The 18,096-nt window shown below is 27.8% G+C and carries 17 protein-coding genes; 9 read left to right on the top strand and 8 right to left on the bottom strand.

Going from position 1 to position 18,096, the window contains the following annotated elements; all coding sequences use genetic code 11:
- The first annotated feature begins 70 nt into the window (after positions 1 to 70).
- On the top strand, positions 71 to 763 hold the full coding sequence (locus tag Q0J90_RS13365) for a hypothetical protein (RefSeq protein ID WP_297278379.1): 693 nt from the start codon (positions 71 to 73) through the stop codon (positions 761 to 763).
- A gap of 63 nt (positions 764 to 826) precedes the next feature.
- Here Q0J90_RS13365 and Q0J90_RS13360 read toward each other — a convergent pair whose 3' ends face one another.
- The gene (locus tag Q0J90_RS13360) at positions 827 to 3,022 is read right to left on the bottom strand and encodes a tetratricopeptide repeat protein (protein ID WP_297278378.1); all 2,196 of its coding nucleotides are present in this window, start codon (positions 3,020 to 3,022) and stop codon (positions 827 to 829) included.
- Between the two features lie 263 nt (positions 3,023 to 3,285).
- Between Q0J90_RS13360 and Q0J90_RS13355 the strand changes: the two genes are divergently transcribed.
- From Q0J90_RS13355 to Q0J90_RS13335, 5 genes are all read left to right on the top strand, one after another.
- Positions 3,286 to 3,522, top strand: a complete 237-nt coding sequence (locus Q0J90_RS13355) for a 4Fe-4S dicluster domain-containing protein (RefSeq protein WP_297278377.1) — start codon at positions 3,286 to 3,288, stop codon at positions 3,520 to 3,522.
- Complete coding sequence (gene vorB / locus Q0J90_RS13350) at positions 3,522 to 4,580, top strand: 3-methyl-2-oxobutanoate dehydrogenase subunit VorB (RefSeq protein WP_297278376.1); 1,059 nt, start codon at positions 3,522 to 3,524, stop codon at positions 4,578 to 4,580. Before Q0J90_RS13355 ends, vorB begins: the two co-directional genes overlap by 1 nt.
- On the top strand, positions 4,577 to 5,311 hold the full coding sequence (locus Q0J90_RS13345; RefSeq protein ID WP_297278375.1) for a thiamine pyrophosphate-dependent enzyme: 735 nt from the start codon (positions 4,577 to 4,579) through the stop codon (positions 5,309 to 5,311). Before vorB ends, Q0J90_RS13345 begins: the two co-directional genes overlap by 4 nt.
- Before the next feature lie 15 nt (positions 5,312 to 5,326).
- Complete coding sequence (locus Q0J90_RS13340; RefSeq protein ID WP_297278374.1) at positions 5,327 to 5,881, top strand: 2-oxoacid:acceptor oxidoreductase family protein; 555 nt, start codon at positions 5,327 to 5,329, stop codon at positions 5,879 to 5,881.
- 317 nt (positions 5,882 to 6,198) lie between these two features.
- Positions 6,199 to 6,840, top strand: coding sequence for a hypothetical protein (locus tag Q0J90_RS13335; protein ID WP_297278373.1), 642 nt, complete (start codon positions 6,199 to 6,201; stop codon positions 6,838 to 6,840).
- Positions 6,841 to 6,915: 75 nt separating this feature from the next.
- On the opposite strand, the gene Q0J90_RS13330 is transcribed toward Q0J90_RS13335, so the two are convergent.
- The 6 genes from Q0J90_RS13330 to Q0J90_RS13305 form a co-directional block, all read right to left on the bottom strand.
- Positions 6,916 to 7,545 (bottom strand): cyclase family protein, encoded by a 630-nt coding sequence (locus tag Q0J90_RS13330; protein WP_297278372.1) that lies wholly within the window; start codon positions 7,543 to 7,545, stop codon positions 6,916 to 6,918.
- Positions 7,546 to 7,560: 15 nt separating this feature from the next.
- Positions 7,561 to 8,571 (bottom strand): PIN domain-containing protein, encoded by a 1,011-nt coding sequence (locus Q0J90_RS13325; RefSeq protein ID WP_297278371.1) that lies wholly within the window; start codon positions 8,569 to 8,571, stop codon positions 7,561 to 7,563.
- Positions 8,572 to 8,646: 75 nt separating this feature from the next.
- A complete protein-coding gene (locus Q0J90_RS13320; protein WP_297278370.1) occupies positions 8,647 to 9,222 on the bottom strand; it encodes a CarD family transcriptional regulator in 576 nt (191 codons plus the stop codon).
- Between the two features lie 157 nt (positions 9,223 to 9,379).
- Positions 9,380 to 9,475 carry a MetS family NSS transporter small subunit gene (locus Q0J90_RS13315; protein ID WP_156920166.1) on the bottom strand — a complete coding sequence of 32 codons (96 nt, stop codon included), beginning with the start codon at positions 9,473 to 9,475 and terminating at the stop codon, positions 9,380 to 9,382.
- A gap of 27 nt (positions 9,476 to 9,502) precedes the next feature.
- The gene (locus tag Q0J90_RS13310) at positions 9,503 to 11,005 is read right to left on the bottom strand and encodes a sodium-dependent transporter (protein WP_297278369.1); all 1,503 of its coding nucleotides are present in this window, start codon (positions 11,003 to 11,005) and stop codon (positions 9,503 to 9,505) included.
- 214 nt (positions 11,006 to 11,219) lie between these two features.
- Positions 11,220 to 13,070 carry a methyl-accepting chemotaxis protein gene (locus tag Q0J90_RS13305; protein ID WP_297278368.1) on the bottom strand — a complete coding sequence of 617 codons (1,851 nt, stop codon included), beginning with the start codon at positions 13,068 to 13,070 and terminating at the stop codon, positions 11,220 to 11,222.
- Between the two features lie 277 nt (positions 13,071 to 13,347).
- Here Q0J90_RS13305 and Q0J90_RS13300 point away from each other — a divergent pair, with 277 nt between their 5' ends.
- The 3 genes from Q0J90_RS13300 (at position 13,348) to modA (ending at position 16,740) form a co-directional block, all read left to right on the top strand.
- Positions 13,348 to 14,346, top strand: a complete 999-nt coding sequence (locus Q0J90_RS13300) for a hypothetical protein (protein ID WP_297278367.1) — start codon at positions 13,348 to 13,350, stop codon at positions 14,344 to 14,346.
- On the top strand, positions 14,339 to 15,634 hold the full coding sequence (locus Q0J90_RS13295; RefSeq protein WP_367173893.1) for a replication-associated recombination protein A: 1,296 nt from the start codon (positions 14,339 to 14,341) through the stop codon (positions 15,632 to 15,634). Before Q0J90_RS13300 ends, Q0J90_RS13295 begins: the two co-directional genes overlap by 8 nt.
- A gap of 338 nt (positions 15,635 to 15,972) precedes the next feature.
- The gene (gene modA, locus Q0J90_RS13290) at positions 15,973 to 16,740 is read left to right on the top strand and encodes a molybdate ABC transporter substrate-binding protein (RefSeq protein WP_297278365.1); all 768 of its coding nucleotides are present in this window, start codon (positions 15,973 to 15,975) and stop codon (positions 16,738 to 16,740) included.
- A gap of 31 nt (positions 16,741 to 16,771) precedes the next feature.
- Here the strand turns inward: modA and Q0J90_RS13285 are convergent, their stop codons facing one another.
- Complete coding sequence (locus Q0J90_RS13285) at positions 16,772 to 18,037, bottom strand: pitrilysin family protein (RefSeq protein ID WP_297278364.1); 1,266 nt, start codon at positions 18,035 to 18,037, stop codon at positions 16,772 to 16,774.
- Positions 18,038 to 18,096 lie beyond the last annotated feature (59 nt).

The following is an 18,096-nucleotide window of genomic DNA, read 5'->3' as shown; positions in this document are numbered from 1 at the left end:
AAAATATATTGATTTTTTTATAATAAACTGTATAATAAAAAATATTATACAATTTTTAAGGAGATTTAGCATGAAAAAGGTATTATTAATTGTTGCTATATTTATATTTGCAAATTTGTCAGTTTTTGCCAAAGGTTTTTTTGAATATGGTTTTTATTTGCCATTGGGATTTTCTACTGGTGTACCTATTGGTCAATCAGATAAAAATAATGCGTTTGGATTAGACGGCGGATTTTCAATGTTAATTGGATATAGAACAGAATTTAATGATATTGTAGGAATGGGTTTTTATGCTGATTTAGGCTATAGTTATGATACTTTTAGAATTGCAGGTGCTGCTCAAAATACTGATATAAGGCAGATAGACGGCTTAAATTTGCATAGTATAAAAATAGGATTTTTGCCTAAAGTAAATTTATATGATAAATATTCTATAGGTCTTGGTGTAGGAGTAAAGCTTCCTTTAGGCGGAACTTTGTATTCAAGAAGATTAGATGGAACCCAAGGTGCTTTAGTAAGTACAGAAACAACAACTAGAATGTTTTTGAGAGATTTACAAAATAATTATTCAACTCTTAGTGTAATTCCTTATGTAAAATTAACTTTTGATTATACTATGTTTAGTACAGCTAAATCATCAGCTGATTTGGGATTATATTTGGGTTATGATATAGGACTTAGAGAAGCTGGTTCAGGAATTGACAGTATAGATTTTGGTTTCCAATTATCATTAAGGTTCAGACCCTATAATAAAGAACAATAATTAAAGTTTTTATAGAAAAGACTTATATTTTTTATAAGTCTTTTCTTTTTTTATTTAAAATATTTAGTAATTAATATTGTTTTTTAGGCAGAATGTTTTAGCTGTTTCAATATTTTCTTTTGATAATGATATAAGACATTTTATTATTAATTTTTTATCTTCTTTGCCGGCAAATGAATAAGCTTTTTCAAAATAATTATAAGCCTCTTCATTTAATTTATCATAAATATTATTCATTTTATCAAATTGTATATTTATATATGCCAAGCTGTTATGTGCCAAAGCATGAGTATTATTTAATTCTATTGATTTATAAAAACATTCTCTTGCTTTATTATAATATTTTGAAGCATTATCATTAAGACTTGAATATATATTAGCTAATTTAGTAATAGTATATCCCATACTGTCATATATTGAAGCATTAGTCAAATCATCATTTATATTTAAATCCAATCCTTTTTGATAATATTTTAAAGCTTCATTAAGCAGTTCTATAGCTTTATTGATATTTCCTTTTTTAAATTCATTATTGGAATGTTTAGTTTTTGAAAATCCTATTCCATTATAAGCATTTAAATATTTTGGATTTATTTCTAATGATTTTTTATAATCCTCAAATGCTTCATCATAAAGTTTTAATCCTACTTTGCTCAAACCTCTGTTATAATATGCATCTAGTGAAGAATTATCAATATCAATAACTTTTGTATAATAATCAACAGCTTTTTTATATTCTTTTAAAGAGTCATAACATATTGCTATATTAAAATAAGAGTCAGAATTATTAGGGTCTAAATTTAATGTCTTAGTGAAATCATCTATAGCTTTATTATATAAATCTATCTCCATTTCAGATAAAGCTCTATTATAATAAGCATCCGAATAAGACGGATTTATTTCAATGACTTTTGAATAATATTTAATAGCATTCTCATATTTTTCCATTGAGTCATAAGATAAAGCTATATAATAATAAGCATATATATTTTCACTATCTATTTCTATTACTTCTTTAAAATTATCTATAGCAAATTCATAATTTTGAAGTTTGTAATATATTAGCCCTCTTTCATTATAAGCATCAATATAGCCATTATCCAATTCAATAGCTTTGTCAAAATCTTTGATAGCTTCTAAATATTTATTCAAATAAGAATTAGTAATACCTCTAAAATAAAAAAATTCACTTTCTTTGTCATATAACTCTATAGCCTCATCAAAATCTTTTAAAGCCTCTTCATATAAATGCATCCTTCCCTTTAATAAAGCTCTATTATTATATATATAAGCATCATTTGGTTCTAATTCTATAGCTTTATTATAATCTTTTAATGCCTCATCATACATTTGTTTTTCATTTTTTATAAGCCCTCTGTTATTATAAGAATAGGTATCATTTGGGTTTAATTCTATTGATTTATCATAATCTTTTAATGCTTCATCATATAATTCTAAAGCTTCTTCTGCTAAAGCTTTATTATAATAAACATAATAAATACTGTCATCAGTTTCTATTATTTTATTATAATAATTTATAGCATTTTTATAATTTCCTAATTTATATTCAAGAAGTCCGAAATCATTATATATATTTATTATATTTTCCGGTTCGCATTCCAAAGCTTTTTGATAATCTTCTTTTGCTTCATTATATAATTCTAAATTGCTTTTGCAAATACCTCTATAATAGTATGCATCATAAATTTCATTATCCAATGATAAAGTTTTATCAAAATTTTCTATAGCTTCCTCATAGTTTTCCAAATAAAAATATCCCAATCCTACATAATATCTTGCTTCAGCATCATCTTCATTGAACTCTAAAACCTTTTTAAAATCTTTGATTCCTTCTTCATATCTTCCCAAATATGATTTTGAATGGCCCCTATTATAATAGGCATTTATTTTTTCAGGTGAAAGTTCAATTACTTTGTCAAGGTCTTCAATAGCTCCTTCATAATTTTTAAGATTATATTTTGATATTGCTCTATTGTAATAAGCATCAACTAATGTATTATGGGTACTATTGATTTCTTCTTCATCTATATTTCTTTCTTCTTCATATTCATTATTATTTTCATAAGGACCGCTGTATATAATAAATTCATTATCCGAATAGGCAATAATATCTTTATTATAAATATCTATAATTTCATCTAAATATGATATAGCTTTTTCATAATCATTATTATTGAAAGCTTCATGTCCTAAATTAAATAGCTTTTCAATATATTTTCTGTTTTCGCTATTATTCATAATATATTACTCTCTTTTAATACCATTCATTTATTATTTTTTATTATATATAAAAATGATAAATATTACTATATATAATATGAATTTTATTATTATATGATAAATTTAGACAGTTATTACTATGATGTTTTAATATTATAGTTAATATTATTCATTGAACTTTTTTATTTTTAATATAAATATTAAATATATTTGACAAAGAGATTTTTTTCAATATAATTTATAATTGTAAGATTTGTATACCAAATAAAAAGGAGGATTTTATGGCAGGAAAAGGCCGAGTTATAATAGATTCTGAAGCGTGCAAAGGCTGTTCAAATTGTATATCTGTTTGTCCAACTAAAATATTATATTTAGATAAAGAAAATATGAATTCATGGGGATATTACCCAGCAGCTGTTACTGATATGGAAAAATGTATAGGCTGTGCTAATTGTGCTATGATGTGTCCTGATATATGTATAAAAGTTGAAAGACTGGACAAAGAGGAGGGTAAATAATGGCTAGAACATTAATGAAAGGAAATGAGGCTATGGCTACAGCGGCTATTGCTGCTGGATGTAAATGTTTTTTTGGTTATCCTATTACTCCGCAAAATGAGATACCAGAGTTTATGTCCAAAGCGATGTATGAATCCGGCGGGTCATTTGTGCAGGCAGAAAGCGAGGTTGCTGCTATTAATATGGTTTATGGTGCAGGAGGAGCTGGGGTTAGAGCTATGACTTCTTCTTCTTCTCCTGGTATAGCATTAAAACAGGAAGGAATATCCTATTTAGCCGGTGCAGAAGTACCTGCTGTTATACTTAATGTTATGCGCGGAGGTCCTGGGCTTGGAAGTATACAGCCTGCTCAAAGTGATTATCTTATGATGACTAAAGGCGGCGGTGACGGAGATTATAATTGTCCTGTTCTTGCACCTGCTAATTTACAGGAAGCTGCTGATATGATAATGGAAGCATTTGATATGGCTGATTATTATAGAACACCTGTTTATGTTGCCGCAGACGGATTTATAGGACAAATGATGGAGCCTGTAGATATAGTATATAAGCCAAAATATAAAATAGAAGAAAAAACTTGGGCAGCATGCGGAAAAAGAGGAAGAAGAGAAAAAAATAATATAATAAACTCTCTTTATTTAGAGTCTGAACTTCTTCATGAACATAATGTGCATTTACAAGAAAAGTATGCTCAAATAAAAGAAAAAGAGGCTAGAGCTGAGAAATATAATACAGAAGATGCTGAACTCATATTTGTTTCTTATGGTACTATGTCTAGAGTTGTAAGAGGAGTTGTAGATAAACTTAGAGAAGAGGGAAAAAAGGTAGGTATGATACGTCCTTTAACTTTATGGCCTTTCCCAGTTGCTGCATTTGATAATCCTAATTGCAAAATGTATGTAAGTATAGAAATGAGCATGGGACAGATGCTTGATGATATAAGACTTGCATCTGAATGCAAAGTTCCTGTTAAGTTTTATGGAAAAGCTGGAGGAATAGTACCTTCTGCACATGAAATAATAGATAATGTTAGAAATTTTGCCGGAGGTATTATATGATAGTATTTGAAAAATCTAAAGGATTAACTGATATAAGAACACATTATTGTCCAGGATGTATGCATGGAACTTCTCAAAGAATAGTTGCTGAATGTTTAGAAGAGCTTAATGTATTGGATAGAACAGTTGGAGTAGCTTCTGTCGGATGTTCAGTACTTGCTTATAAATATTTTTCATGCGATATGCAGCAGGCAGCACATGGAAGGGCACCTGCAGTTGCTACAGGAGTTAAAAGAGCAGTTCCTGATAGTATTGTATTTACTCTTCAAGGAGACGGAGATTTGGCTGCTATTGGTACTGCAGAAATAATACATGCTGCAGCCAGAGGAGAAAATATTACAGTAATATTTTTGAATAATGCTATTTACGGTATGACAGGCGGACAGATGGCACCTACCACTTTGGAAGGACAGAGAACAACAACTACTCAGGCAGGAAGAGATTTTCACAGAGCCGGAAAACCTATAAGAGTATGTGAAATGCTTGCTACTTTAGAGGGAGCTACTTTTGTTGAGAGAGTTTCATTAGATAGTCCTGCAAATATTAGAAAAGCTAAAATGGCAACTAAAAAGGCTTTTGAGAATCAGATTGCAGGAAAAGGTTTTTCTATAGTTGAGATGCTTACAAGCTGTACAACCAACTGGGGAATAGCTCCTACAGAATCGCATAAATGGATAAGAGAATATATGATACCTCATTATCCTCTAGGTAATTTTAGAAATGACGGTTAAAAAAGGAGATATTATATGAGTACAGAAAGAATAATTTTTGCAGGATTCGGCGGACAGGGGGTTATGTCTATGGGACAGATGATAGCTTATGCCGGAATGATAGAAAATAAACATGTTACTTGGTGTCCTTCTTACGGACCGGAAATGAGGGGAGGTACAGCTAATTGTTCTGTTGTTGTAAGCGATGAGCTTGTTGGATCTCCTTTGATTTCGCATGATGCTTCTGCTGCTGTTATAATGAATCTTCCTTCTTTAACTAAGTTTGAAAAGGATGTTTTGCCTAACGGCATACTTCTTATAAATTCATCTTTGATAGAAAAAAAGGCTTCAAGAGATGATATAAAAGTGGCTTATGTTGAAGCTAATAAAATAGCAGGAGATATAGGAAATCCGAGATCTGCCAATATGGTTATGCTTGGAGCTTTGCTTACACTTCATAATATAGTATCATTTGATAGCGTTCAGCAGGCATTTTTGAAAGTATTTGGAGAACGTAAGAAAGAATTTCTTCCAAGTAATGAAAAAGCTTTGAATGCTGGAAGAGATGCTGTGAAAAATTTGGTTTCTTAAAAATTAAAGTCAATAAAAAATAAGAAGTTTTATACCTCTGTACTCATAAAGGTGCAGAGGTTTTTTTATGTAAATTTATTATATTAAATAAAAAATTAATTAATTATATATTTACAAAAAATTATAATTTAGGTTTTTATAATGTGATAGTATTTTGATTATTATATATAAAAAATAGTGAAATTACATACTTTATTTAATAATAATTTTGATTTATATATATCAATTATTGTTATTAAATTTTGAAATATATTTGCTAAAAAATCAATTTTTTGTATATTTAAATAAATATTGTTTAAAGAAACACAGGAGTAAAGATGAAAAAAATTATATTAATCACTATATTGTTTATAACAACAATCAGCGGAAGTCTTATGGCTAAGAGCGGATGGGGTGTTGATTTATCTGTTCCTTTGGGTGCTGGTGTAGGTTTTTATCTTGAAGAAGGTAAGCAAAGTGAAATAATTAAACCGGATGCAGGATTTGAATTTGGAGTTTATTTAAAGCCTAATTATTATTTTGATTTAAGTATTTTATCTTTGGGAATATCATTAGATTTGGGATATCAAAGAGATGTATTCGCATTTAAATCTGATTTAAATAAAGGAAATGTTACTTTTGACAGTTTAAGTTTAGGACTTATGCCTAAAATAGATATTTTGTTTATGTCTATAGGTGTAGGTGCAGGTGTTAAATTCCCTCTCGGCGGAAGCAGTTATTCTAAAGAAAACAGCGGAGGAGAACAAAGACATTCATATAATTTAAAAGAACTTCAAAATCAATTTTATAATCTCTATATACCATATATCAAAACAAGCATAGATTTTCTTTTATTATATAATATTACTTTAGGTCTTTATCTTTCTTATGATTTCCCATTAATGGAGTATAAAGATTCTGTTCCTAAAGTAAGTTTCGGCGGACTTGATATAGGCGGACAAATAGGTATAAGATTCTAATAATTTTGTTTTAATGAAAATAATAAAAACCATGTCAAATATTTGGCATGGTTTTTTTATTGTTTTAGTAAAATATTAATCTATTATTCCATAAGCTCTAACGGGAGAACCTTCTCCGTTTTTTATTTTTAAAGGTGCTGCACTAAAGAAAAAACTTTTATTTTTCACTTTATCCAAATTTACTAATGATTCTATAACACATATATTATTTGAAAATAAAATTTTATGAGTTAAATTGTTAGTTTCCAAAGAATCAACTGAAGGAGTATCAAGTCCTACAGTTTTTATTTTTAAATCTACCAATTTTAATGCCAATTCTTCATCTATGTAAGGCCATAAATCAAAGTATTCATCTGTACCCATCTTATTTTCCCATCCAGTTCTAAAAATAATGATATCATTTCCTTTTAATTTATTAAAATCAAAATCAGATGGAAACTTAATCGTTTCTTTTTTGTTTGTAGGAACATCTACACAATATGCTTTTCCTATATAATGAGTCAAATCAATATTTTCAGTGCTTGGTTTACCGTTTATGCAATGTAAAGGTGTATCAACATGAGTTGCTGTATGTACGCTCATTGAGATATTAGTTACATAAAATCCAGCTTCCGCTATACAATCTGTATTTTTTACAGTTACTTCCGGATTTCCTGGATAAGATGGAATTTTATCGTATATAGTAGTAGAAAAGTCTATTATCATAATTTACTCCTATTTTTATTTATTACTGTGATCATGTCTTTTTTTATTTCCTGTATTGCTGTTTTTATTAGCCCCTGCAAGCGAAGCAAATATTACTCTTCCTGCTTCTTTAGGAAGTACATTATCTATTTCTATATCAACGTTTTTTCCTATTAAATGTTTCGCATTATCAACAACAATCATAGTACCGTCTTCCAAATATCCAAGTGCCTGCTTATCTTTACCTTCTCTTATAAGATCTATTTTTATAGTTTCACCCGGTAAAACAACTACATGCAAAGAGTTAGCTAAATCATTAATATTTAATATATCAACTTCATGTATAGATGCTACCTTCATCAAGTTAAAATCATTTGTAATAACTTTAGCATCCATTTTTTTAGCAAGCTCTATAAGTTTTAGATCAACTTCTTTTATATTTGGAAAATCTATATCTGTTATTGAAAGCAGTATATTTTTAGAAGATTTCATTTTATTTAATATTTCTAAAGCTCTTCTTCCTCTTATTCTTTTTTGAGGATCTCTTGCATCGCTTAAAAATTGAACTTCTTTTATAACAAATTCAGGCAGTATAAGAAGCCCGTCAAAAAATTTCTTTTCAGCTATATCATATATTCTTCCATCAACTATAACAGATGTATCTAATATTTTGGCAGTTTTTGTTTTATCAGGCTTTGTTAATTTAAGCATATTTGATATATTAGGTATAAATGCCGAAATAATACCAAATGTTAAATAACCCTCTATAAAAAGAATAATAAGTTTTTCATTTAATGATAATGATATTCCTATTATATCGATAGCTGTTAAAGTTAATATTACTGTTACTATAGTTACAAAAAATGATATAAAAAAAGCTAATGCTGTTTTAGACGATTTTTTTCTAATAAATAAGAATTCAAATAAAAATACTAAAATAGAACTAACTAAAAATATTAATAAAGTTCTATAATTAAAAGATTTAAATTGAAAGTAATCTATTAAAGCAATTAAAAAAGATACTGCAAAGTACGCTATTCTCCACATAATTTTCCCCTAATTTATATATTATGATATATATTATTTTTTAATGGAATAAATTAATTAAGATAAATACAAAAATTATTCTTCTTCAGTATCCTTTTTTTTCTTCTTAGTTTTAGTGTTTTCTTTAACTATCTTTTCCTTTTCTAAAGGTTTAGTTTTAAATTTTTTAGCAGATTTTTCTAAAGCATTAGATACTATATCTTCAATTTCATCTTTATCTTTTTTAAGTGCTATACTAATTTCATTAACAATAAACATATAAGCTTTTTCATATAAACGTTTTTCACTAGCAGACAGCTCTTTTAATTTATTTCTTGTGAATAAACTTCTAGCAACTTCTATCGTATCTTTAATATCTCCGCTTCTAAGCTTCTCTTCATTTTCCTGATATCTTATTTTCCAATTATTTTCTATATCATGTATTTTTGTCTGCAAAACGTTTAAAAGATTTTCAGCTTCAGCCTTTGATATTATCTTTCTTATACGATATTCTTTGACTCTATTTATAGGTACTTTTAATGTTATATTTTCTCCTTCGCATTCTAAAACATAACATTCTACTAAGTTTGAATTTACTTTATTATCAGATATACCTATAACTTTACATATTCCATACATAGGATATACCACATAAGTATTTATTTTATACATAATAGCCTTTAAAATTAAGTCAAATTCTTTATTCTAAAAAAATATAATAATATACCTCCATACATTATATATCAACAAACCAAAAAATCAAGTACAAAAATTGGTATAAACTTTATAAAAGTTTATACCAATTTTATATACAAAATATTATTCTTAATTACATTTTTCTAAGAGCTATACTGAGAAAAAAAGCAAAACCTCCCCATATAGCTAATAAACTAAGTACCATAAATATAGCAGAATCAAATCCCATAATTTATCTCCTTTATGTTTAATAATATTATTTACTTTGCGGTATATTAGGCTGTCTGTCTTTAAACTTAGCTAGTAATATTCCAACTATAAACGCAATAACAGGCATTGACCATCCTAAAGCTACTAAAGCCCAAGTAGGATAATTACCATAAGGTGTTTTGAAATCATTTATTAATTTCAATGATAGCATCACAGCTAAAAATATTGGTGTTAAGAATTTTAAGCAGAAATCCCACCATATACCAACTTTAAATTCACTTACAGTGTTGATACTTTCTTTAAATGAACCAAGTTTATATACCCAAGCTATTAATATAATCTCTATTAAACCGCTTACTACAATATTGTAGTTATTTATAAAGGCGTCAACTATATCAAGTATTGAAAGTCCGCTTCCTGTAGCATATACCATAGATATAGCACCTTGAATTATTATTATGATTATACTTACTTTCTTTCTATTGAAGTGGAATTTATCTATAAATGAAGATATAACAACTTCAGCAAGAGATATAGCAGAAGTAAGTCCGGCAAATGCAAGTACCAAGAAGAATACAAGTCCGAACAAGCCATTTAAACCAGGTAAAGAATTAATAGCTTCTGGGAATACCATAAATGCTAAACCTATACCGCCGCTTCCAGCTACTTCAGCTACTTCTTTTCCTTGTGAATGTGCCATATATCCTATTATACTAAATACTGTTATACCGGCAAATAAACTGAAGCTTGTATCAGCAAAACCTGTCATAAATGCATTGTTTGCTATATCAGAATCATCAGGCAAATAGCTTGAATAAGTTATCATTATACCAAAAGCTACAGACATACTGTAAAATACCTGAGCATAAGCATCTATCCAAATTTTAGGATTAGTAAGTTTAGAAAAATCCGGTTTAAACATATAATCAAGACCAGCTAAAGCACCAGGCAAACTAATACCTCTTACAAGAATAATTACCACCAATACAGCCAATAAAGGCATAAATATTTTATTAGCTTTTTCTATACCATCCTTAACACCGCCGATAACTGAAATTAATATAATGATCCATACTATAATTAATGGTATAGCTACTCCAAAATTAAAATTACTAAGTGAAAAGCCGGATTGAAGTTTCAAATATTCATTAGTAAAAAATCCAGCAGTATCAGTTCCCCATTTCAAACCTTGAATAGAAAATAATCCGTAAGATAATGACCAAGCAATAATAACAGAATAGTAAATAACTATTGCAAAACATGTAAATACCTGCAGCCAGCCTAACCATTCCCAAGAAGGATTTAAAGCCTTTAAAGCACCTGGAGCACTTTTATGTGTTTTATGACCTATAGAGAATTCTAATATCATTATAGGTATTCCAGCTGTAAGCATAGCTAGAAGAAACACTATCATGAAAGCTCCGCCACCATTAGATGCTACCATATACGGGAAACGCCATATATTACCTAAACCAACAGCAGAACCAATAGCAGCTAATATAAAACCTGCCCTTGTACCCCACTGTCCTCTGTGATGATGATGACTCATCTTTCCTCTCTCCTTTTTATTGATTTTCTATATGTTAATTTTTTATAATATATGAAAAAGCATAAAATAGCAATACTTTTTATAGAATTTTTTTTCACATAAATAAATAATATAGATATAAAATATAGAACTTTATATATAAATATATTTGTATTATAAAAATAGAGGATATATAATAAATTAATATTATATATCCTCTAAAATAATATTATAATTAAAACTTAAAGAACTTCATAGCTTCTTGTAATGAATTAGCTTGATTTACTAAATCTCTTGAAGCACTTTCTGCATCTCCTACTAAAGCATTATTCATTTGAGTAGCACCATCCATTTCTGATACTGCTCTATTAACCTGTTCAACTCCTGCCTGCTGTTCAACTGCTGCTGAACTTATACCTTTCATTATGTTAGCAGTTTCATCTATTTTCGCTCTTAGATCATCAAATATCTCTTGTGATTTATGAGCAGTTTCTGTAGCCTTATTTATTTTATCATAAGCATTATCAACTAAGTCTGTAATGTCTTTAACAGATGACTGAGTGGTTTGAGCTAAGTTTCTTACTTCGCTTGCAACTACAGCAAATCCTTTTCCCTGTTCTCCGGCACGTGCTGCTTCTACTGAGGCATTAAGTGCAAGTATATTGGTTTGAAAAGCTATATTTTCTATAATTTTAGTAATATTTCTTATTTTTGTGCTTGCTTCATAAACTTCTTCTATATTGCTTGTTGTTTGTACTATAATATCTCCTGCTTCATCTATAGAAGATTTTGAAGATATCATCATATCATTTCCTGTTAATGAATATTCTGTAGACGATTTTATTGTAGAAGCCATTTGTTCCATAGAAGCTGCCGTCTGCTGCAAACTTGCTGCCTGAGCTTCTGTTCTTCTTGATAATTCGACATTTCCTTTAGCTAATTTTTCTGAAGCATTCATAATACATATAGAAGCATCATTAACTTCCTTTATAGTTTCTACTAATTTGCTTCTCATATTCATAAATGAATTTGATAATATACCTATTTCATCTTTTCTCTTTTTTATTTTATTTCCGCTTGAAGTTAAATCTCCTCTTTCTATTCTTTGTGCTTCTTCAACAACTATAGATAAAGGCTTTGTTATAGAACGTATAAATATATTGATAAATACAGCTATAGACATTATTGTTATTATTCCAAATATAATACCGCTTATAATAGCTTTTCTATTTTCAGCAAATATTTCTTCAGAAGTCATAGTCATAGAAGTAATCCAAGGAACATATTTCATTCTAGTATAAGACCCCATCATTTTATGATTATTAGCTGTGTAAGTAACTACACCTTTTGATAATTTTTTATCGAATGCTTCTTTATAAACGGAAGGAGCATCGCTATTAACTTTGTTATAATCTGTATTCATTAATACTTTTAAATCAGGAGATATTACATCCAATCCTCCTGTTTTTCCTAATTTTATACCTTCTATGTAATTTTTATAGAATTCTCTCCAGTTAAAAACTGTATATAAATAACCAACTTCTTCAGAACCGTTTCTTACAGGTGTTGCAAAAATAAATGATAATTCTCCATTAACTACAGAAGGAGCAAGTCCGTTTCCATAACTTACGCTTCCATATCCGTATTCTTTATTTTTTAATTTATTCCAAATATTAATATTGCTGTCTGTGAATTTTGAACCTACCCATTTATTATAATCGCTGTCTGCTATAATTATTCCATTTTTATCAACTATTCCTACATGTATAGCACAGGCATTTTTCTCCCTAAAAGTTTTTAATGTTGTTTCTACTCTATCTGTTCTAGTTGGGTCTTGATTTACAAGATATTCTTCTACTATAGGTATAGAGGCATAAGTTTCAAGTATATAAGATTGCGTTCTAAACCAAGCATCAAATACTGATGAGTATCCCATTACAGTTGTTTCAAATCCTTCAAATCTGCTTTTAGATATTCCATTTCCTGCTATTGTAAGCGATATAATTAGAAGTATTGTTATTAATATAGTTGTAACAATACATAAAATAACTGGAACTTTAACCGCTAAGCTGTTAAAATGTTTCATAATTCAATCCACTCCCATGTATAAGTCTAACAATATGTACAACAAATAATTTAATAATTATTTTTTTATTTTCAATTATTTTTTTTATAATTTTATACAATTGTAAAATTATAAATTAGTTTTGTTAAAAAAATATACGATATTAATATATTAGTAAAATTAATTGTTAAATAATTTTTATATGTAAAATATATATAGAAAATAAAAATCATTATTGATAAGTGAAAAAAATCCGAAAAATATTCATAATACAAAATTTTAATTTTATGGTACTAAAATGAAAATATTTATAAACGGTAAAGAATTATCAGTAATGTTAGAAAATGAAGAAAATGCTTATGAAGTATTAAAGCCTATAGAAGAATGGTGCAATTCTAATGATTTTCTCATTAATAAAGTTATTATAGATGACAGAGAGCTTCAGCCTTATATAGACGAAGAATATGAAACTATAGCAATAGATACAATAAACAAAATAGAAGTTGAAGCATTAAGTCATGCTGAATATTCTCTTTATTCTATTATGTCAATAATGGAATATCTTGAAAAAGTGTATAATACTGTTCCGGAATCTTTAGGCCAGAAAGATATTGAGGCTTTAAAAGACGGAATATCTTGGATACTTGATTCAATACCTAGAGCTATATTTTTATTTAATATGAGCTTGGATTCTTACGGTATCATACATATATTAAAAATGATTGAAGTAAAACTAGAAAGATTGAATTCTTTGAGCGATAATTTAGAAAAGAGTATAGAGTTCTTTAAGGATGATTTTAAACCTTTCTTAGCAGAAAAAATGATGCCTGCAATGGAGCTTGTTATAGAAGAAGCTAAAATAAATACTATAGCTTTATTTGCAAATAATATAACAAATAGTAATGCTTTATACAAAATAGGAAGTCTGCCTAAATTTTTACCTTTAATATTGGATATATTAGAATCTATTGTTAATAAACTTCAATCCGGAAATGATAAAGATGCATTTATATATGCAGAAAAATTTTCACGTATAGTAAGTTTTTCATTCAGCATACTTTCAAATGTAGCTTCTATGTATTCAATAGATTATTCTCAAATCACATTAAATTTGGTGCCTCTTTCCGATGCCATTAATGATTTTAATGAAATGATGAATAATGTTTTGGAAGCATTTTCCAATGAGGATTATATATCAATAGCAGATTTATTAGAATATGAGATAAAAGAAAGAATAGAAAATATTATGAATTATATACCGCTTGTAGAGGAACATATTGAAAAACTCAATGTTTGATTTTGGAGAGAGTGATAATTCTTTTAAGCCTATGGCTGAGAGAATGCGTCCTCTTTCAATAGAAGAAGTTTTCGGTCAGAAGCATATATTAGCTGAAGATAAAACTTTGAGAAAAATGATAGATAAAGATAAAATTACATCTATGGTTTTTTTCGGTCCTCCCGGTGTAGGTAAATCAACTGTAGCGTCAATAATAGCAAAAAAAACTAAAAGTGAATATATTAAACTTAATGCTGTACTTTCAAATGTTTCTGAAATCAGAGAAGCTATTAAAAAAGCAGAGAAAAATTTAGAAAATAGAAAAAAGACTATTCTTTTTATAGATGAAATACATAGATTCAATAAAAGTCAGCAGGATGCTCTTCTTCCGGCAGTAGAAAATGGCAGTGTAATACTTATAGGAAGCACTACGCAGAATCCTTATTTTTATCTTAATAATGCTTTGCTTTCACGTATAATGCTTTTTGAATTTAAGAATTTAGATGATAATGACATTAGAGAAGCTATAGAAAAAGCGATTAAAGATAAAAGAGGGCTAGGGGAGGCAGATGTTGATGTTGAAGATGAGGCTGTTAATTTAATAGTTCGTTATTCGCATGGAGATGTTAGGAAGGCTTTTACTTATCTTGAAGCTTCATATTTGGCAACTCAGATAGATGAAACTAAAGAGAAACTTACAATTACAGAAGAAATAGTAAAAGATGTTACAAGCAAGCAGTCTATAACATTTGATGAAGATGAACATTATAATACAATAAGTGCTTTTATAAAAAGTGTACGAGGAAGCGATGTTAATGCTGCTGTTTATTATTTGGCTAGAATGCTTGAATCTGGAGAAGATCCTAGATATATAGCAAGAAGACTATGCATATTAGCTTCTGAAGATATAGGACTTGCTGAACCTAATGCTATGAATATTGCTGCTTCTCTTGTAAGCATTATTGATTTTATAGGCATGCCGGAAGGAAGAATTCCATTAGCTGAGGTTACAATATATTTGGCATTATGCCCTAAATCAAATTCAGCATACAATGCTATTAACAAAGCAATAAAAGATATAAGAAACGGAGAATTATATTCCATTCCTAATTATTTAAAAGATAATAACTCAGCATCATTTGACAGAAAGAGCAATGAAGAATATAAGTATCCGCATGATTTCCCTTATCATATAGTAAAGCAGGATTATTTAGAGAAAGGCATAAAGAAAAATTATTATGAGCCTGTAGATATAGGTGAAGAGCGTGAGCTTAAAAAACGCTATGAATGGATTGAGAAACATATATAAATATAGCTATTTATGTCACTCATTTTTATATGTTTTTTGTTAAAAGTTTTATTTCCGCTTAATGTAGAATTAAAATTAAATTTTTCTATATTTTTATTGGAGGTAAATATGTATAACATTATTTTGGAAGATGGGGGATATGGAAGTAATCTTCAAAATAATAAATATGTAAAAATGAGTGATTACATAATAGGTATTCCCCACACTTCCGCAATTATTTCTTAGATTATAATTTTATTACCTATAAATAAAAGTTGAAAAAGTTTTATAAAAATATAGACTAATTTTATAAATTGTATATAATTATAGAATTACATATTTTATAATTGGAAATTTTAATGGATACAAAAACAATAAAATTAATTTTATGTTTAGCTATATCAATATTTTTCTTATCATGTTCAAACAATAATAGCAAAGAAAATATTATTATATTTTCAACTACCAGCCTAAGAAATCCATTAGCAAAAATATGTAATAATTATAAAGCAGAAACAAAAAATGAAATAGAATGTTTATTTGATTCATCAGGAAGATTAAGACAGCGAATACAAAATAATGATTATGCAGATTTATATATTTCGGCTTCTATTGATGAGATAAACATATTAAAGGATATAGAACGTTTGCATAATGACACTATAAACAATTTAGTTGGAAATAAAATAGTTTTAGTTATGCCTAAAGATTTGAATATAAATATTGATTCTTTTTTAGATTTGACTAATAGCTCGGTAAAAAAAATAGCAATAGGGGAGTCAATGACTTCTTCAGTAGGACGTTATACAGAAGAGATATTAAATAATTTGGGTATATACAATAAGATTGCGGATAAATTTATTTTAGGAAAAGATGCTAAGGAAGTAATTGATTTAATAAAAAATGATAAAATAGACTGCGGAATAGTTTATAAAACAGAAGCTATATTAAATGATAATGATTTAAAAATAGTTGCTGAAGCTGAAAATAATACAGAGATAATTTACAGTATTGCTGTATTAAAGAACTCTTCAAAAGAAAAAATGGCAAGAGAGTTTATAGAGTACTTATATACAGAAAAAAGTCTTAATATATTCAAAGAATATGGATTTGATATTATTGATTAAATTTTATTTGTGAACTAATAATATCTTATAGTTAATTAAGCTTTAACTTTTTAGTTAATTTATTGCTTATACTTTTAGTTCCTGATTCGCCTACAGATGTTAAAAAGAATTTCTTATCTGATAATTTTTCATCTATAACTTCATTTACCAATTTTAAATCTACACTGTCTATATATTTATAAATATCTTTTAATGAAAGGTATCTAGAAGAATATAATTCATTTCTTGCATTTTTATTCATTATAGATTCAGCATTAAATTTACTGAAAGCCATTGAACTTTTATAACTTTCTTTAGCTTCTTCAAGTTCTTCTTCTGATATTCTTTCTTTGAGCAGTTTTTCCATTTCATAATATATGCTTTCTATTGTTTCTTTATACCTATCTAAACTAGTTGATCCATGTATTTCAAAAGTACCGCCGTTTATAAAACTTGAATTATAACTATATATACTATAGCATAAGCCTTTATTTTCTCTTATAGCCTGAAACAGCCTAGAATAAGCACTTCCTCCGAATATATCATTAACTATATTCATGGCATATCTTTTTCTATTATCGCATGCATTGTATGAAGGCTTTACTAATGAGAAATAAACTTGATGAAGCTCCTTTTTTTCTTTAGTTATTGTTTTATAATAAAAAGGTAAATCCCCATTAACGGTTTTAGATTTTTTTTCTAACTTTATATTTGATAATCTTTTTACAGCATATTCGGCATCAAAATTACCTGCTATTGATATTATTAAATTATTAGAATGAAAATGTTCTTTAAAATAATTATATACTTTATCTCTGCTTATTTTTTTTATATTGCTTATATTTCCTCCTATAGGAAAACTCATAGAAGTTCCTTTATATGCTGCTGCAAAAAATTGATTTGCTGTTATTTCCTCAGGAGTATCATTTGACATTTTTAATTCTTCTATTATGACTTTTTTTTCTTTTTCTATATCATCTTCTCTAAATGCTGAATTCATTATAACATTTTCTAAAGTATCTATAGCTCTGTCAAAATATTTAGATATTATATTTATATAGAATGTTGTTAAATGTCTTGATGTAAATGCATTAAATATTCCTCCTACACCTTCTATATATCGTATTATATCTTTAGCTGTAAGATCATGAGTGCCTTTAAATAACATGTGTTCTATAAAATGAGTATATCCGTTTTCTTCTTTAGTTTCATTGGCACTTCCTGTTAAAAATACAAATCCTATTGATACAGTATCAAGCATAGGCATTCTTTCAAGTATTAATCTAGTGCCGTTTTTAAGAGTTATTCTTTTTACCATATTGTTTACCATATAAAATTATTGATTATTATTATACACTAATTTTATAATTTTCGACA

It is taken from the genome of uncultured Brachyspira sp. (assembly GCF_944390595.1).
Taxonomy (GTDB): domain Bacteria; phylum Spirochaetota; class Brachyspiria; order Brachyspirales; family Brachyspiraceae; genus Brachyspira.
This window is presented reverse-complemented; position numbering and strand designations above follow the sequence as displayed.

Excerpts from the sequence above, each read along its gene's own strand:
- Q0J90_RS13315 (WP_156920166.1), bottom strand. The coding sequence starts at position 9,475 with ATGGGATTTGATTCTGCTATATTTATGGTACTTAGTTTATTAGCTATA.
- Q0J90_RS13300 (WP_297278367.1), top strand. The coding sequence starts at position 13,348 with ATGAAAATATTTATAAACGGTAAAGAATTATCAGTAATGTTAGAAAAT.
- Q0J90_RS13325 (WP_297278371.1), bottom strand. The coding sequence starts at position 8,571 with ATGTGGAGAATAGCGTACTTTGCAGTATCTTTTTTAATTGCTTTAATA.
- Q0J90_RS13310 (WP_297278369.1), bottom strand. The coding sequence starts at position 11,005 with ATGAGTCATCATCATCACAGAGGACAGTGGGGTACAAGGGCAGGTTTT.
- Q0J90_RS13365 (WP_297278379.1), top strand. The coding sequence starts at position 71 with ATGAAAAAGGTATTATTAATTGTTGCTATATTTATATTTGCAAATTTG.
- vorB (WP_297278376.1), top strand. The coding sequence starts at position 3,522 with ATGGCTAGAACATTAATGAAAGGAAATGAGGCTATGGCTACAGCGGCT.
- Q0J90_RS13335 (WP_297278373.1), top strand. The coding sequence starts at position 6,199 with ATGAAAAAAATTATATTAATCACTATATTGTTTATAACAACAATCAGC.
- Q0J90_RS13285 (WP_297278364.1), bottom strand. The coding sequence starts at position 18,037 with ATGGTAAAAAGAATAACTCTTAAAAACGGCACTAGATTAATACTTGAA.
- Q0J90_RS13320 (WP_297278370.1), bottom strand. The coding sequence starts at position 9,222 with ATGTATAAAATAAATACTTATGTGGTATATCCTATGTATGGAATATGT.
- Q0J90_RS13360 (WP_297278378.1), bottom strand. The coding sequence starts at position 3,022 with ATGAATAATAGCGAAAACAGAAAATATATTGAAAAGCTATTTAATTTA.
- Q0J90_RS13340 (WP_297278374.1), top strand. The coding sequence starts at position 5,327 with ATGAGTACAGAAAGAATAATTTTTGCAGGATTCGGCGGACAGGGGGTT.
- modA (WP_297278365.1), top strand. The coding sequence starts at position 15,973 with ATGGATACAAAAACAATAAAATTAATTTTATGTTTAGCTATATCAATA.
- Q0J90_RS13345 (WP_297278375.1), top strand. The coding sequence starts at position 4,577 with ATGATAGTATTTGAAAAATCTAAAGGATTAACTGATATAAGAACACAT.
- Q0J90_RS13355 (WP_297278377.1), top strand. The coding sequence starts at position 3,286 with ATGGCAGGAAAAGGCCGAGTTATAATAGATTCTGAAGCGTGCAAAGGC.
- Q0J90_RS13305 (WP_297278368.1), bottom strand. The coding sequence starts at position 13,070 with ATGAAACATTTTAACAGCTTAGCGGTTAAAGTTCCAGTTATTTTATGT.
- Q0J90_RS13330 (WP_297278372.1), bottom strand. The coding sequence starts at position 7,545 with ATGATAATAGACTTTTCTACTACTATATACGATAAAATTCCATCTTAT.
- Q0J90_RS13295 (WP_367173893.1), top strand. The coding sequence starts at position 14,339 with ATGTTTGATTTTGGAGAGAGTGATAATTCTTTTAAGCCTATGGCTGAG.